The organism is Streptococcus sp. NLAE-zl-C503, assembly GCF_900104285.1.
Taxonomy (GTDB): domain Bacteria; phylum Bacillota; class Bacilli; order Lactobacillales; family Streptococcaceae; genus Streptococcus.
In genome coordinates, this window is the sequence record NZ_FNJT01000010.1 from 15,140 (window position 1) to 29,364 (window position 14,225).

Here is a 14,225-nt window from a genome sequence, read left to right on the forward strand (position 1 = left end):
TTAATGTAGGAGGTAGTAGCTCTCATTACTTAGATTATAACCTAAAAAACTAACTGACGCAAGAATTAAGGGTATATCCTTTTGGGTAGTCGAAACAGTAAAAGGAACTGACTTAGGCGCCGACCTAAAATAGGTCATTGGGTGCCAAACCAGTTCCTTTCTTAATTCAATTATAACTCATTTTGACTTAAAAAACAAATAGAGGCGTCCCACCTCCTACTGCAGAAAGTCTGTTTCAAGGGGAGATGGAAAACCTCTATTCGTTAATTTAATTATAGCCTAAAAAACTTTTAAATACAAGAATATTGAGAAAGTAAGGGTTAAAAAAGAAGTAACCATCATTCCGACCACATAGTGGACAAGGGGAACAAGATCACTTCCTTTATTTATTTAAGTATACAACATTTTTACAAGAAAGCAAAGTAGCAGGTTAGTCTAATGGGGTGCTTGTTGTACTTTAGCAAGTAAGGTATGCTATAATTTATTTATCAGGAGGAGTGGGCGATGAAATACAGTCAACAAGTATTAGACATGCTAAAGCAAGCGGTCAGTGGTCAGATTGATAATTTTTGGGATTTCTCCTTTAAGTTTAACGGACTTTTTGGAGAGGATGAAGGCTTTGCTGAGGCTTGGGATAATGAAAACCCTGAAATGTTTGACGCTCTCAATGACTTTGAGCTGATGATGTTTTTAGAGGAGCACGACCCAAGCGATAAGCAAGGGTTTATCAACTTCCTAACGCCTTACTACGAAAAGGCAAAGCAATTAGTAAAAATTAGCGCTTAGTACAATCTAGGTGCTTCTATGACCTAATTATAACAAGTATGACGATTATCGAGAAATTAGTAGCGAAGAAAGGAGAATAAATGAGTAAGCAACTTTGGAACTACCTACGCTCAAGGGTTCAGGTAGTTAATAGTGACGGCGAAGTCATCAAGGGACTTGTCACAGATTTTATTGACGAAATGGACAATGATGAGCAAGATGAAATCACTATCCTCATTGACAATCCTAGCCCTGATGAACCAACTGAGATTTCTCTATATGAAAGTGAGATCAGTTCTATTCAAAAATTAAAATAAAAAGCACCTTTGACAGGTGCAATTTACTTGCTTACTGAACTCATCAATTTAAGTCCCCTTTTTGTTACCCTTTATGTTTTCTCAGCTTATTTAAATTTAATAGTTTTTGAAAAAATCAAGTTAGATTTAGAGCAGGCTTAGGTCTGTTTTTCTGTACCTAATCACTGCAAGATAACAAAATGCTTTAATTTTAAGAAATATCTTACAGAAAGCCTACAACAGTGGGCTTTTTGCTTTGTATTAAAAAATAGAATACCTCCTAGTCGTGAAGGAGGATAAGAAAAAATTCCCTGCAAATTGAAATTGCAAGGAACTTTTGTTAATAGTAATGGACAAGCCAGGCGGAATACTTTTTTCCAAGCCAGAGAGCAAAGAGGAGATTGATGACGACGATGCCTGAACCGACCAGTGAAAATAGGAAAAATTCGCTAGTCGAAACCTGCCACAAATGCACGATGTCTGTAATCAAATAAGCACTAACAGGAAAACAAAGGATAGAAGTGATCAAAGCAGGTATATACTTACGGAGAAGAATTGATTGTCCAATATGGAGCAAGAGATGGAGTGCAAAGGCCACAAATCCTCCTAACCAAACTAATTCGAGCGCTCTAGATTGAGTAAAATACGCTAATAAAGTGATGGATAAGACAAGAATGAACTCCTCAAAAACAGCAAGGGCAAATCCCTCTGTTGTAATTCCTTTGTGAATCTTGAGAATAGCTGGAGCCTTTTGAGCCAGCAAGGTTTCGTTGAGATGAATCCAAGGGACAAGACCGATAATTTCTTCCATATCGTGAAAGATAAAAAGTAGAGGAAACATCCAAAGATAAAATGCCATAAATCTCTCCTGAAAAGTTATAGATTGCTAACCAATAAAGCAAAAAACGCCCAGTAAGGCGTTTTGAGTTAGGCGTGCTTATTTCACTTCTGTAAACACGACGTGTTTGCGAAGTTTTGGTGAGTATTTCTTCAATTGAAGACGGTCTGGAGTGTTACGTTTGTTTTTAGAAGTAAGGTACAAGCGTTCACCAGATTCTTTGTGTTCAAGTGTGATATTTACGCGCATGGTATCTCCCTTCTATTATTCAGCTGATGCAGCTTTAGCGACTTTACGTCCTTTGTAGTATCCTTTAAGTGATACGCGGTGAGAACGTGAGTAATCTCCAGTAGTTTCGTCAAAGTTTACAGATGGAGCTGTTACTTTGTAGTGTGTACGACGTTTGTTTTTCTTCGCTTTTGATGTGCGACGTGCAGGTACTGCCATTTTGATTTCTCCTTTAGGTATTTAAATTCGATTCAATCTAGTGATTTTCATCAACCATATTAGAATAACACATTTTTTTTGTAAAGTAAAGTTACTTGACAAAAAAAGATGAAAAAATTAGAAGCCATTCAATCAAATTAATCGAAATTTTCTGAAAATTCAAGAATTTCCTTCTGTTCATTGCCTTTAAAATGTGCTATAATAGTAAAAACTGAAACGGGAGGGATAAGATGACTGAATTAGATAAACGTCACCGCAGTAGCATTTATGACAGTATGGTTAAATCACCAAACCGTGCTATGCTTCGTGCGACTGGTATGACAGATAAGGACTTTGAAACACCGATTGTGGGAGTGATTTCAACTTGGGCGGAAAATACACCATGTAACATCCACTTGCATGATTTTGGGAAATTGGCTAAAGAAGGTGTCAAATCTGCGGGCGCTTGGCCTGTTCAGTTTGGAACTATTACAGTAGCAGACGGGATTGCTATGGGAACGCCTGGTATGCGTTTCTCTTTGACATCTCGTGATATCATCGCAGACTCCATCGAGGCGGCTATGGGTGGTCACAACGTGGATGCCTTCGTCGCTATCGGTGGCTGTGACAAGAACATGCCTGGTTCTATGATTGCCATTGCTAATATGGATATCCCAGCTATTTTCGCCTATGGTGGAACCATTGCACCGGGTAATCTTGATGGCAAAGACATTGACTTGGTTTCTGTTTTTGAGGGTATCGGAAAATGGAACCACGGTGACATGACAGCTGAGGACGTGAAGCGTCTCGAATGTAATGCCTGCCCTGGCCCTGGTGGTTGTGGTGGTATGTACACAGCTAATACCATGGCGACTGCTATCGAAGTTCTCGGTATGAGTTTGCCAGGATCATCCTCTCACCCAGCTGAATCAGCTGATAAGAAAGAAGACATCGAAGTAGCAGGACGTGCTGTTGTTAAGATGCTGGAACTTGGTCTCAAACCATCAGATATCTTGACTCGTGAAGCCTTTGAAGATGCCATCACTGTAACTATGGCGCTCGGTGGTTCTACTAATGCCACTCTTCACTTGCTTGCCATTGCCCATGCGGCTAATGTTGATTTGTCACTTGAGGACTTCAATACGATCCAAGAACGCGTTCCTCACTTGGCCGACTTGAAACCATCTGGTCAGTATGTCTTCCAAGACCTCTACGAAGTCGGTGGAGTACCTGCGGTTATGAAGTACTTGCTGGCAAATGGCTACCTTCATGGCGACCGCATTACATGTACTGGTAAGACAGTCGCTGAGAACTTGGCTGACTTTGCAGACCTTACACCAGGTCAAAAAGTCATCATGCCACTTGAAAATCCAAAACGTGCAGACGGTCCGCTTATCATCTTGAACGGGAACCTTGCCCCTGACGGCGCGGTTGCTAAAGTATCAGGTGTTAAAGTGCGTCGCCACGTTGGACCTGCTAAGGTCTTTGACTCAGAAGAAGATGCTATTCAGGCAGTTCTGACAGACGAAATCGTTGATGGCGATGTAGTCGTTGTCCGTTTTGTTGGACCGAAGGGTGGTCCAGGTATGCCTGAGATGCTGTCACTTTCATCCATGATCGTTGGTAAAGGTCAAGGAGACAAGGTTGCCCTCTTGACAGACGGACGCTTCTCTGGTGGTACTTATGGTCTGGTTGTTGGACATATCGCCCCTGAAGCTCAGGATGGTGGACCGATTGCCTACCTCCGTACAGGCGATATTGTTACAGTCGACCAAGATACCAAAGAAATTTCCATGGCCGTGTCCGAAGAAGAACTTGAAAAACGCAAGGCAGAAACAACCTTGCCACCACTTTACAGCCGTGGTGTCCTCGGTAAATATGCCCACATCGTATCATCCGCTTCTCGCGGAGCCGTGACAGACTTCTGGAATATGGATAAGTCAGGTAAAAAATAAATTCAAAAAGCAAGCCATTTCGGCTTGCTTCTTTTCATCTTCAAAAGTGATTTGCCTGCTTAACGAGGTGGTAGTCCAAGGGCAATACGACCGTAGCGACTGATTCGTGTAATCTTCCAAGCGGGTGACCAGGTAACTTCAACCTTGACATCTTCGATACCCTCGATTTTTTTCAGACCTGCGACGATTTCGATAGGCAGGCTTTCGGCGCAATCACAGGCAGTGTCGGTGAAGGTCATGACAATCTTGCAGAGACCTGTTTCGTCCAGATTGATTTCATAAATCAGCCCTAGATTGTACACATCCAATTCCACATCTGTATCAAAAACCTTTTCTAGTTTTTCGATAATTTGGTCTTGCAAGGCCAAAGCGCGGTCATTGATTTTGATATCGTCTCTCATAACAGTCCCTCCACGTGATAAATATCCTCTATTTTCTCATAATTCTGACAATTTAGCAAGTTTTTAATGAATTTTCTGAAAAATATGATAAAATGAAGAAAATACGGAATCAAGGGGAAGTCTATGGAGCAGATTGGAACAGTCTTTAGACAATTACGAGAATCAAGAAATATCTCGCTAAGACAAGCAACTGGGGGACAATTTTCGGCTTCTATGTTGTCCCGATTTGAAACAGGTCAAAGTGAGCTTTCGATGGAAAAGTTTCTATTTGCCTTAGAAAATATATCTGCGAGTGTGGAGGAAATCCTCTTTCTGGCTAGAGGTTTTCAGTATGATACAGATTCTGAGTTGAGAAAAGAAATCACAGATATCTTGGATCCAAAGAATATAGCACCTCTCGAGGACTTGTATCGCAAGGAGTATCAAAAGCATGCCGATTCTCAAAATAAACAGAAACATATTCTAAATGCTATTATTATCAAGTCGTATATGAAGAGCATGGATGAAACGGTAGAGTTAACAGCAGAGGAAGGGAAAGTCCTTCATGATTATCTGTTTTCTACCGAGATTTGGGGAATCTATGAACTCAATTTGTTCTCAGTCAGTTCTCCTCTCTTATCTATTCCTCTTTTTACTAGATATGTACGAGAGATGGTACGGAAATCTGATTTTCTAATGGAAATGAAGGGAAATCGGAACCTTTTTCACACCATGCTATTGAATGGTTTTTTAGCCAGCATTGAGTGTGAAGAATTTACCAATGCTCATTATTTTAAACGTGTCATCGAAGAGCATTTCTACAAGGAAAACGAGACCTATTTCCGAATTGTCTATTTGTGGGCAGAAGGTCTTCTTGATAGCAAGCAAGGCAGAGTTAAGGAAGGACAAAAAAAGATGGAGAATGCTGTCCGTATTTTTGAGATGCTTGGCTGTAACAAATCTGCCGAATACTATAGAAACACGCCCGATTGTTGAATATCTTCAAATTAAGAAAATAATTTGAAATTTGAAGCGATAGAACTCCAGACCTCTTTCAGGTCATTAAAGGAGTTCTATCGTTTTTTTGCTTATTTTGTGTGTTGCATATATTCAAAAAATTTTTTCGCTAATTCATAAGTGCTATACTATAGTCATACTTCATATAGAACTTAGAACAAGAAGGGAGATTATCTATGAAATTATTGTTTAGAAATCAAGCTTATCGACTGTTGACTTTGTCACGATTCTTCAATGCTTTTGGTGCTTCGATTTTTAACCTGGTATTTATCGTCTATGCATCGACCTTGCCACAAGCATCTTTTGCGGTTGCTGTAGCAAATATTGTGATGATTCTTCCGACTCTCTTTACAGTTTTTGTAGGGATTCGGGCAGATTACACGAGGGACAAGGTCAAATGGATGGTCTATAGCGGTTTGTTTCAGGCAGTTTTATTTTTTCTAGTAGCTTTAGTTGTTCAGCAAGCTAGTTTATTTGCCTTTTCTAGCCTGTGTTTAATCAATGTCATTAGTGATATAATCAGTGATTTTGCTGGTGGTTTGCGCATGCCTCTTATTAAGGAAAAGGTAGCTGAAAATGATTTGATGGAGGCTTATTCTTTTTCCCAGTTTATCACCTATATTTCAGCTATTGGTGGTCAAGCTTTCGGAGTCTGGCTCTTAGGGCTATCGGTCAATAATTTTTCTCTCGTTGCGGGAATCAATGCCTGTTTTTTCCTAGTATCAGCCGCTATTCTCTTTTTAGGAAAAAGCAAATTAAGCCTGTCAATTTCATCTGCTGATGGTGAAATCCTAAAAAATGAGACTCTCTCTATCAAAGATCAGTTTCTATCGATTTACCGAAATTTACGTCTCGTTTTTCTTAAAAGTGAACAGAAAAACTTTGGTTTTATGCTCTTTGCTGTCTTGCTTATCAATGCCTTGGGTGGTTCCTTAGGAGGCATCTACAATATCTTCTTTTTGAGCCATTCTCTTTTGGACTTTTCTTACACAGAGGCACTATTTATCAGTCAATTCTGTGCTTTGTTAGCAATCATCATCAGTAGCCTTACGGGCAATGATTATTTTGGGAAGCAGTCCTTGCCTAGATTGATGATGTGGGCGACCGTAGGACTCAGTCTAGTTGGTCTGGCTAACGTATTTAATCAAGTAGTGCTTGGTTTGCTATTTCTATTTTTAACTCTGTATGTGTCTGGTAAAGTTTCACCAAAGATTAGTGCCATGCTCATGAAAAATCTAGCCCCAGAGGTTCTAGCTCGTACCAGTAATTTTTTAGGTTTATTGTTTACCTTATCCGTACCTGTGGGAACAGCCTGTTTTTCACTTGTAGCTGTATGGAATATACAGTTGACTTGGATCTTATTTGTTGGTCTTTCCTTGCTGGCTATTCTTTTGACAGTTCTTAATCTCAAAAATGATATTTGAATCCTAATTTTTTTCATACTGTTTTAATCCCTCTATTTATGGTAAAATAAGACTATTAAGTTTAAAGAGGATTCCCTATGAAATTACAAAAACCAAAAGGAACGCAGGATATTTTACCTGCTGAGTCTGCTAAATGGCAGTACGTTGAGGGCTTTGCCCGTGAAATTTTCAAGCGCTATAACTATGCGGAAGTGCGTACGCCTATTTTTGAGCATTACGAGGTTATCAGTCGCTCTGTCGGAGATACAACCGATATCGTAACCAAGGAAATGTACGATTTCTATGACAAGGGTGACCGCCATATCACCCTTCGTCCAGAAGGAACTGCGCCCGTTGTCCGTTCCTATGTGGAAAATAAACTCTTCGCACCAGAAGTGCAAAAGCCAAGTAAGTTCTATTACATGGGCCCTATGTTCCGTTATGAGCGTCCACAGGCAGGTCGTTTGCGTCAGTTCCACCAGATTGGTGTTGAGTGTTTTGGCTCAAGTAATCCAGCTACCGATGTGGAAACCATCGCTATGGCAGCTCATTTCTTGAAAGAAATCGGCATCCAAGGTGTCAAACTACACCTCAACACTCTTGGAAATCCTGAGAGCCGTGTGGCTTACCGTCAAGCATTGATTGACTATTTGACACCGCTCAAGGAGACCTTGTCTAAGGATAGCCAGCGTCGCTTGGAGGAAAATCCTCTTCGTGTCTTGGACTCTAAGGAAAAAGAAGACAAGGAGGCAGTAGAGAATGCGCCGTCTATCTTGGATTTCCTTGATGAAGAAAGCCAAGCTCACTTTGATGCTGTGCGTCAGATGTTGGAAAATCTGGGTGTAGACTACATCATCGATACCAATATGGTGCGTGGTCTGGACTACTATAATCACACCATTTTTGAGTTTATCACAGAGATTGAGGGCAATGACTTGACCGTCTGTGCGGGTGGTCGCTACGATGGTTTGGTTTCTTATTTTGGAGGCCCTGAAACTGCTGGATTTGGTTTTGGACTTGGTGTAGAGCGCCTGCTTCTCATCCTTGAAAAGCAAGGTGTGGCCCTTCCTATAGAGAATGCTCTAGATGTTTATATCGCAGTCTTGGGTGAAGGAGCAAATGTTAAGGCCTTGGAATTGGTACAAGCCCTTCGCCAACAAGGATTCAAAGCAGAGCGTGATTACCTTAACCGTAAACTCAAAGCTCAGTTCAAGTCCGCCGATGTCTTTGCGGCTAAGACCCTCATCACCCTGGGAGAGAGCGAAGTCGAAAGCGGACAAGTGACAGTTAAGAACAACCAAACACGAGAAGAAGTGCAGGTGTCACTTGAGGCAATCAGCCAAAACTTCTCAGAAATCTTTGAAAAACTAGGATTTTAATAGTATTTAAAACTGGTCAGGAGTAAGATCCTGACCTTTTTCTTTTGCAAAATGACAAAAATCATAAACTTTTTGACAAATATTATTGTCAAAAAGAAAAAGATGTGTTACAATATAAGCAAGTTAAGAGTAAAGGAGAAAGGAATGCTAAAAAATCGTCTAAAAGAGCTTCGGGCTCGCGATGGTCTCAATCAGACCGAACTTGCCAAGCTAGCAGGGGTTTCCAGACAGACCATCAGTCTGCTAGAGAGAGATGAATACACACCCTCAGTTGTGATTGCCCTGAAGATTTCCCAGATATTCAATGAACCAGTCGAGTCGGTATTTCGTATAGAGGAGGATGAGTGATGAACAAGTATAAAGTGATTTATTATGTAGTTGCCATAACCCTATTAGTCAGCGTGTGTCTACTAATTGGAACAAATCTAGGATGGTTTGATCTCTATTACAGCGACCAATTTATTTGGGCCTACTTTGCTCTTATCCCAGTCGTTGACTGGATTGAAAAGAAAGCAAAGCAAACAATCTAGCAAGTGAAAAAGGAGAATGAATATGAAAAAGTTTTTAGCAGATTTTCAAGTAGATACTGAACACAAGGAACTTGCAGGTGTCTGTGCGGGTTTAGGAAATCATTTTAACATCCAGACCAATGCCATTCGTTTAGTGCTGGTTTTGTTGTTTCTTTCTTCGACTGAATTTGGGATTTTGACAGTCACTCTGTATGCCTATCTTGCCGGTTGGCTAAGTAAAGATCCTTTGGGGGTTAGTGAGACAAAAGCAAGAAACCAAGCTATTCTCTTGATTGCTGTTTGTTTGATTTTGATATCACTTGGTTCAGAGGGATTGACATCTATTTTTGAGTCAGGTAAAGCGTTTGGTCACTGGTTGGTTGGATTAGTTTAGAGAAAGGATGAATATGAAAAAGAAACGCGGATTGTTATTTTTATCGGCTGTTGTCTTGGGAGCTTTCTTGGGCAGTTTTGCAGGGATGTTTAAGACACGTGCAGAATCCCATGGAACTATTTTAGATGTAAAGGTCTTGATACCATGGATATCAGCTATTTGTTTACTGTTAGGTTTTATTAGCATTCTTTTGACTTTCAATTTCTTAAAGAAAAGTAGAAAGTTTCACTCCTTGTATCAAGAGGAAATGGATGATGATCTGAATGAAACCTATTATGTGCAAATGTATCGTAATCTTGAGTTTGGAACCATCGCTTTTAATATAACAGGCGTAGCGATTTTATTGTCTCTCTTCATTTCAGGAAGTGAAGTAATTGTACTGAATGTAAGCTATCTAACATTATCTCTTTCTTTTTTGGCATTAGCGATGGTTTTCAGTGCTCAAAAATATCTCTATAAAACAATTGCAATCGTTCGTCAGTTTGATTTGGAATTCTTCTCTACACCAAAGGATGTTTTGGACTATATAAATTCTTATGATGAAGGGGAGCGTCAGGCTAATTTGGAACAGAGTTTTCGGGTTTTATTCCAATTAAATCAGTATGTTTTGCCAGGTCTCTACTTTCTGATTGATCTCTTTTCTTTATTGACAGGAGAGATTCAGTTACTAGCTTTCTTGCTCGTAGGAACTATCCATATTTACATCAATGTGATGCAGTTACCTATGGTAAAACGCTATTTCAAATAGGAGTCTTTTATGAAATTACTAAAAAATCTTGGCTGGTTTCTGCTAGCTGTTCTATCCTTTTTCTTTGGTTATGGTCTGGTTCAGAGTATGGCTCTGTCAGCTCTTGGACTAGGAGCTTCAATCTATGGAGTCTTGTCACTTTATATCGCACTGTCAGGGGCCTATGTTTATGGAGTTTACAAGTGGTATCAGACAGAAAAGGTTAGCATCCAGACAACTGTTTTTAATCGTTATATCTGGTTGCCTACCCTGGTTTTGCTGGTGGCTATTGCAGCCCAGTTCTTTTTGCCAGATGATCCGTCGGCCAATCAACAGACTGTATCACAATTGACACTAGCTCAGCCTGCATTTGGTTTCTTTATGGTGGTGGTCTTTGCTCCTCTGACGGAAGAACTCATTTTTAGAGGGATGCTGGCGCGCTATCTCTTTCCTAAGCAGAACAACAGCAAACAGACAGCTCTGTTTCTCCTTGTATCGAGTGTGCTTTTTGCCTTGATTCATTTTCCAGGGACTTTGCAACAGTTTTTAGTTTATGCTAGTCTGGGATTGAGTTTGGGTCTGGCTTATGTGAGCCGAAAAGGTCTTCTTTATAGCATTTCTTTACACGCTTTGAATAATTTAATCGGCTTTTTGATGATACTCATGCTATAATAGAGTCAGGAGGTCACATGAAACGAGTAATTTTATTAGCAGTGATACAGGCGGTCGTTCTCTTCTTTATCATCGGGGCACTTGCCTATGCCTTTAAAGGCGATTTCTTTTACAACTATCTAGCAGTAATTTTTGCGCCTATTGCTGGAATTTTGCGTTTTGCTTCGGCTTATGCGACGGAGATTGTTCTACCTAAAAAGGCAGCTGAGATTGCTGAAAAGCGTAAAAAAGGTTAAGAATCATAATCAGAGAATCCGATAATGTTTTCATCGGATTTTTTGTCTGTTTGTTTTGATTCCTAAAGACAATCAAACTTTTCTGCTGATTTTCATGAAGAGCCTGCGCTTTTATGGTAAAATAGTAACAGAATAAAAGAGGAGAGAAAACATGAAACGTAGTATGTATGCTGGTCGTGTTCGTGAGGAACACATCGGACAAGAAATGACCTTGAAAGGCTGGGTTGGTCGTCGTCGTGACCTTGGTGGTTTGATCTTTATCGACCTTCGTGACCGTGAAGGGATCATGCAGTTGGTTATCAACCCTGAAAAAGTTTCTGCAGAGGTTATGGCAACAGCTGAAAGTCTTCGTAGCGAATTTGTCATCGAGGTGACTGGACGAGTTGCTGCGCGTGAGCAAGCCAATGATAAGTTGCCAACGGGTGCGGTTGAGTTGAATGTGACAGCTCTTATAGTGCTGAATACATCCAAAACAACACCTTTTGAGATTAAAGATGGGATTGAGGCCAATGACGATACACGTTTGCGTTACCGTTACCTCGACCTTCGTCGCCCAGAAATGTTGGAAAATCTCAAACTTCGTGCCAAGGTGACCCACTCTATCCGTAACTACTTGGACGAGTTGGAGTTTATTGATGTGGAGACGCCATTCCTTTCTAAGTCAACACCAGAAGGGGCGCGTGACTATTTGGTTCCATCTCGTGTCAACAAAGGGCATTTCTACGCTCTTCCTCAAAGTCCACAGATTACCAAACAGCTCTTGATGAATGCTGGATTTGACCGTTACTACCAAATCGTTAAATGTTTCCGCGATGAAGACTTGCGTGGGGACCGTCAGCCTGAGTTTACCCAAGTCGACTTGGAAACTTCATTCCTTACAGAGCAAGAGATCCAAGATATCACAGAAGGCTTGATTGCGCGCGTGATGAAGGAAACGAAAGGGATTGAAGTGACACTTCCATTCCCTCGTATGAAGTATGATGACGCGATGGCCCTTTATGGTTCTGACAAGCCAGATACGCGTTTTGACATGTTACTTCAAGACTTGACAGAAGTTGTCAAAGGTGTCGACTTCAAAGTCTTTTCAGAAGCACCTGCTGTAAAAGCAATTGTAGTCAAAGGGGCTGCGGACAATTATTCACGTAAAGATATCGACAAAATGACAGAAGTAGCCAAGCAGTACGGGGCTAAAGGTCTTGCTTGGGTTAAGATTGTTGATGGTGAATTGAATGGGCCAGTTGCTAAGTTCTTGACTAGCATTCAAGCAGAGTTGACAGAAGCGCTTGGCCTTGAAGACAAGGACTTGGTTCTCTTTGTAGCTGATACACTTGAAGTGGCCAATGCAACACTAGGCGCCCTTCGTGGACGTATTGCTAAAGAGCTTGGCTTGATTGATAACGATAAATTCAACTTCCTTTGGGTTGTTGACTGGCCAATGTTTGAATGGTCTGAAGAAGAAGGTCGTTACATGAGTGCCCACCATCCATTTACTCTTCCACAGGCAGACACAGCTCACGAACTAGAGGGTGAATTGGCCAATGTTCGTGCCATTGCCTATGACATCGTCTTGAACGGTTATGAACTTGGTGGTGGTAGCCTTCGTATCAACCAAAAAGATCTTCAAGAACGCATGTTTAAGGCTCTTGGTTTCTCAGCTGAGGAAGCCAATGATCAGTTTGGATTCCTTCTGGAAGCCATGGACTATGGATTCCCACCACACGGAGGTTTGGCTATCGGTCTTGACCGCTTTGTCATGCTCTTAGCAGGAGAAGAAAATATCCGTGAAGTCATTGCCTTTCCTAAGAATAACAAGGCGACGGATCCAATGACACAAGCCCCATCAACAGTCGCTCTCAAACAACTAGAAGAACTCAGTCTACAAGTAGAACAAGATGAAACAAGCGAAACGAACTAAGCGGTGGCGCTATTATCTGCGCCGCTTTGCTTATCAGATAAAAATCTTACGAGTTTTACAAAGTATCTCTCGGGAAAAATATGATGAGAAAGTATCGGCTTCTCTGGTTTATGGCTTTTTGTCAGCAGTAGCGGTCAATTTCTTTTTTCAACCAGGGCACGTTTACTCCAGTGGTGCGACAGGTCTGGCACAGATTGTCTCTGCCTTGAGTCATCACTGGTTTGGGTTTTACATTCCGATATCGCTAACCTTTTATGCTATTAATTTTCCGTTGATGATTTTGGCTTGGTATCAGATTGGGCATAAGTTTACAATCTTTACCTTTATCACAGTATCCATGAGTTCCCTCTTTATCCAGCTTGTGCCAGTTGTGATCTTGACAGAGGATCCCATTATCAATGCCCTTTTTGGGGGTGTTGTCATGGGCTTGGGGATTGGTTTTGCGCTCCGTAACAATATTTCTAGCGGAGGTACAGATATCGTCAGTCTCACCATTCGAAAGAAAACGGGTAAGAATGTCGGTAGTATTTCTTTCCTGGTAAATGGAACCATCATGCTGATAGCAGGTCTGACCTTTGGATGGAAATACGCTCTTTACTCCATGATTACCATTTTTGTATCCAGTCGTGTGACAGACGCAGTCTTTACCAAGCAAAAACGGATGCAGGCCATGATTGTGACCAATAATCCTGACAAGGTAATCGAAAAAATCCATAAAAAATTGCACCGCGGAGCTACTATGATCCACGATGCGGAAGGAACCTATAATCATGAGAGAAAAGCAGTCTTGATTACGGTTATCACGCGAGCAGAGTTTAATGATTTTAAACATATCATGAAACAGGTTGATCCGACAGCCTTCGTCTCTGTGTCCGAAAATGTCCACATCTTAGGACGATTCGTAGAAACAGACAATTAGACATGCAAAAACCAGCTCTGTGTACTGACCCCAAAAAGTTAGACAAATAATTTAAGCGAAGGATTTAGTTCTGTATTGCATAGGGCTAAGTCCTTTTAGTTTGACCTTAATTCGTTTGTTGTTGTAGTAATCAATATAGTCCACAATAGCTTGTTCCAATTGCTTAAGCGACTGAAACGCCTTCTCATAACCATAAAACATTTCCGATTTCAAAATGCCAAAGAAGGACTCCATCATACCGTTGTCTGGGCTGTTACCTTTACGTGACATAGATGTTTGGATTCCCTTACTTTCTAAAAACCTGTGATAAGAATCGTGTTGGTATTGCCATCCTTGATCACTATGGAGACTCGTATTCTCATAGTATTTCTCTGTAAAGGCCTGCTCCAGCATA

General features: G+C 40.9%; 19 protein-coding genes. 14 read left to right on the forward strand and 5 right to left on the reverse strand.

What is annotated here, in order from left to right; all coding sequences use genetic code 11:
- Positions 1-504 precede the first annotated feature (504 nt).
- Positions 505-786, forward strand: a complete 282-nt coding sequence (locus BLS46_RS09485; protein ID WP_093587187.1) for a hypothetical protein — start codon at positions 505-507, stop codon at positions 784-786.
- An 80-nt stretch (positions 787-866) separates the two neighbouring features.
- Positions 867-1,082, forward strand: a complete 216-nt coding sequence (locus BLS46_RS09490) for a hypothetical protein (RefSeq protein ID WP_093587189.1) — start codon at positions 867-869, stop codon at positions 1,080-1,082.
- Between the two features lie 319 nt (positions 1,083-1,401).
- Here the strand turns inward: BLS46_RS09490 and BLS46_RS09495 are convergent, their stop codons facing one another.
- The 3 genes from BLS46_RS09495 to rpmF all read right to left on the reverse strand — a co-directional run bounded on the left by BLS46_RS09495 (position 1,402) and on the right by rpmF (position 2,346).
- Entirely contained in the window at positions 1,402-1,920 is a 519-nt protein-coding gene (locus BLS46_RS09495; RefSeq protein ID WP_093587191.1) for an HXXEE domain-containing protein, read from the reverse strand.
- A 78-nt stretch (positions 1,921-1,998) separates the two neighbouring features.
- A complete protein-coding gene (gene rpmG, locus BLS46_RS09500; RefSeq protein WP_001265622.1) occupies positions 1,999-2,148 on the reverse strand; it encodes a 50S ribosomal protein L33 in 150 nt (49 codons plus the stop codon).
- A 15-nt stretch (positions 2,149-2,163) separates the two neighbouring features.
- Positions 2,164-2,346, reverse strand: coding sequence for a 50S ribosomal protein L32 (gene rpmF / locus BLS46_RS09505; RefSeq protein WP_093587193.1), 183 nt, complete (start codon positions 2,344-2,346; stop codon positions 2,164-2,166).
- A gap of 230 nt (positions 2,347-2,576) precedes the next feature.
- Here rpmF and ilvD point away from each other — a divergent pair, with 230 nt between their 5' ends.
- The gene (gene ilvD, locus BLS46_RS09510; protein ID WP_093587195.1) at positions 2,577-4,280 is read left to right on the forward strand and encodes a dihydroxy-acid dehydratase; all 1,704 of its coding nucleotides are present in this window, start codon (positions 2,577-2,579) and stop codon (positions 4,278-4,280) included.
- 59 nt (positions 4,281-4,339) lie between these two features.
- On the opposite strand, the gene BLS46_RS09515 is transcribed toward ilvD, so the two are convergent.
- Positions 4,340-4,681, reverse strand: a complete 342-nt coding sequence (locus tag BLS46_RS09515; protein ID WP_093587197.1) for a metal-sulfur cluster assembly factor — start codon at positions 4,679-4,681, stop codon at positions 4,340-4,342.
- A 123-nt stretch (positions 4,682-4,804) separates the two neighbouring features.
- Between BLS46_RS09515 and BLS46_RS09525 the strand changes: the two genes are divergently transcribed.
- The 11 genes from BLS46_RS09525 (at position 4,805) to BLS46_RS09580 (ending at position 13,831) form a co-directional block, all read left to right on the forward strand.
- On the forward strand, positions 4,805-5,656 hold the full coding sequence (locus tag BLS46_RS09525; RefSeq protein WP_093587199.1) for a helix-turn-helix domain-containing protein: 852 nt from the start codon (positions 4,805-4,807) through the stop codon (positions 5,654-5,656).
- Between the two features lie 197 nt (positions 5,657-5,853).
- A complete protein-coding gene (locus BLS46_RS09530; RefSeq protein ID WP_093587201.1) occupies positions 5,854-7,101 on the forward strand; it encodes an MFS transporter in 1,248 nt (415 codons plus the stop codon).
- 77 nt (positions 7,102-7,178) lie between these two features.
- The gene (hisS, locus tag BLS46_RS09535) at positions 7,179-8,459 is read left to right on the forward strand and encodes a histidine--tRNA ligase (protein ID WP_093587203.1); all 1,281 of its coding nucleotides are present in this window, start codon (positions 7,179-7,181) and stop codon (positions 8,457-8,459) included.
- Positions 8,460-8,603: 144 nt separating this feature from the next.
- Complete coding sequence (locus tag BLS46_RS09545) at positions 8,604-8,807, forward strand: helix-turn-helix transcriptional regulator (RefSeq protein ID WP_061421790.1); 204 nt, start codon at positions 8,604-8,606, stop codon at positions 8,805-8,807.
- Entirely contained in the window at positions 8,807-8,989 is a 183-nt protein-coding gene (locus BLS46_RS09550; RefSeq protein WP_180364083.1) for a hypothetical protein, read from the forward strand. The genes BLS46_RS09545 and BLS46_RS09550 overlap by 1 nt, the downstream gene beginning before the upstream one ends.
- Positions 8,990-9,011: 22 nt before the next feature.
- The gene (locus BLS46_RS09555; RefSeq protein ID WP_093587205.1) at positions 9,012-9,362 is read left to right on the forward strand and encodes a PspC domain-containing protein; all 351 of its coding nucleotides are present in this window, start codon (positions 9,012-9,014) and stop codon (positions 9,360-9,362) included.
- Between the two features lie 13 nt (positions 9,363-9,375).
- Positions 9,376-10,110 carry a DUF3169 family protein gene (locus BLS46_RS09560; RefSeq protein WP_180364084.1) on the forward strand — a complete coding sequence of 245 codons (735 nt, stop codon included), beginning with the start codon at positions 9,376-9,378 and terminating at the stop codon, positions 10,108-10,110.
- A gap of 9 nt (positions 10,111-10,119) precedes the next feature.
- Positions 10,120-10,761 (forward strand): CPBP family intramembrane glutamic endopeptidase, encoded by a 642-nt coding sequence (locus BLS46_RS09565; RefSeq protein ID WP_093587209.1) that lies wholly within the window; start codon positions 10,120-10,122, stop codon positions 10,759-10,761.
- Positions 10,762-10,778: 17 nt separating this feature from the next.
- Entirely contained in the window at positions 10,779-10,997 is a 219-nt protein-coding gene (locus tag BLS46_RS09570; RefSeq protein WP_093587211.1) for a hypothetical protein, read from the forward strand.
- A 151-nt stretch (positions 10,998-11,148) separates the two neighbouring features.
- The gene (gene aspS, locus BLS46_RS09575; RefSeq protein WP_093587213.1) at positions 11,149-12,912 is read left to right on the forward strand and encodes an aspartate--tRNA ligase; all 1,764 of its coding nucleotides are present in this window, start codon (positions 11,149-11,151) and stop codon (positions 12,910-12,912) included.
- Positions 12,890-13,831, forward strand: coding sequence for a YitT family protein (locus tag BLS46_RS09580; protein ID WP_093587215.1), 942 nt, complete (start codon positions 12,890-12,892; stop codon positions 13,829-13,831). The genes aspS and BLS46_RS09580 overlap by 23 nt, the downstream gene beginning before the upstream one ends.
- Positions 13,832-13,882: 51 nt before the next feature.
- Here BLS46_RS09580 and BLS46_RS09585 read toward each other — a convergent pair.
- Positions 13,883-14,225, reverse strand: a 343-nt coding sequence (locus BLS46_RS09585; protein WP_142350470.1) for an IS3 family transposase, incomplete at its 5' end; no start/stop codon positions are given.

Excerpts from the sequence above, each read along its gene's own strand:
- BLS46_RS09485 (WP_093587187.1), top strand. The coding sequence starts at position 505 with ATGAAATACAGTCAACAAGTATTAGACATGCTAAAGCAAGCGGTCAGT.
- BLS46_RS09490 (WP_093587189.1), top strand. The coding sequence starts at position 867 with ATGAGTAAGCAACTTTGGAACTACCTACGCTCAAGGGTTCAGGTAGTT.
- BLS46_RS09495 (WP_093587191.1), bottom strand. The coding sequence starts at position 1,920 with ATGGCATTTTATCTTTGGATGTTTCCTCTACTTTTTATCTTTCACGAT.
- rpmG (WP_001265622.1), bottom strand. The coding sequence starts at position 2,148 with ATGCGCGTAAATATCACACTTGAACACAAAGAATCTGGTGAACGCTTG.
- rpmF (WP_093587193.1), bottom strand. The coding sequence starts at position 2,346 with ATGGCAGTACCTGCACGTCGCACATCAAAAGCGAAGAAAAACAAACGT.
- ilvD (WP_093587195.1), top strand. The coding sequence starts at position 2,577 with ATGACTGAATTAGATAAACGTCACCGCAGTAGCATTTATGACAGTATG.
- BLS46_RS09515 (WP_093587197.1), bottom strand. The coding sequence starts at position 4,681 with ATGAGAGACGATATCAAAATCAATGACCGCGCTTTGGCCTTGCAAGAC.
- BLS46_RS09525 (WP_093587199.1), top strand. The coding sequence starts at position 4,805 with ATGGAGCAGATTGGAACAGTCTTTAGACAATTACGAGAATCAAGAAAT.
- BLS46_RS09530 (WP_093587201.1), top strand. The coding sequence starts at position 5,854 with ATGAAATTATTGTTTAGAAATCAAGCTTATCGACTGTTGACTTTGTCA.
- hisS (WP_093587203.1), top strand. The coding sequence starts at position 7,179 with ATGAAATTACAAAAACCAAAAGGAACGCAGGATATTTTACCTGCTGAG.
- BLS46_RS09545 (WP_061421790.1), top strand. The coding sequence starts at position 8,604 with ATGCTAAAAAATCGTCTAAAAGAGCTTCGGGCTCGCGATGGTCTCAAT.
- BLS46_RS09550 (WP_180364083.1), top strand. The coding sequence starts at position 8,807 with ATGAACAAGTATAAAGTGATTTATTATGTAGTTGCCATAACCCTATTA.
- BLS46_RS09555 (WP_093587205.1), top strand. The coding sequence starts at position 9,012 with ATGAAAAAGTTTTTAGCAGATTTTCAAGTAGATACTGAACACAAGGAA.
- BLS46_RS09560 (WP_180364084.1), top strand. The coding sequence starts at position 9,376 with ATGAAAAAGAAACGCGGATTGTTATTTTTATCGGCTGTTGTCTTGGGA.
- BLS46_RS09565 (WP_093587209.1), top strand. The coding sequence starts at position 10,120 with ATGAAATTACTAAAAAATCTTGGCTGGTTTCTGCTAGCTGTTCTATCC.
- BLS46_RS09570 (WP_093587211.1), top strand. The coding sequence starts at position 10,779 with ATGAAACGAGTAATTTTATTAGCAGTGATACAGGCGGTCGTTCTCTTC.
- aspS (WP_093587213.1), top strand. The coding sequence starts at position 11,149 with ATGAAACGTAGTATGTATGCTGGTCGTGTTCGTGAGGAACACATCGGA.
- BLS46_RS09580 (WP_093587215.1), top strand. The coding sequence starts at position 12,890 with ATGAAACAAGCGAAACGAACTAAGCGGTGGCGCTATTATCTGCGCCGC.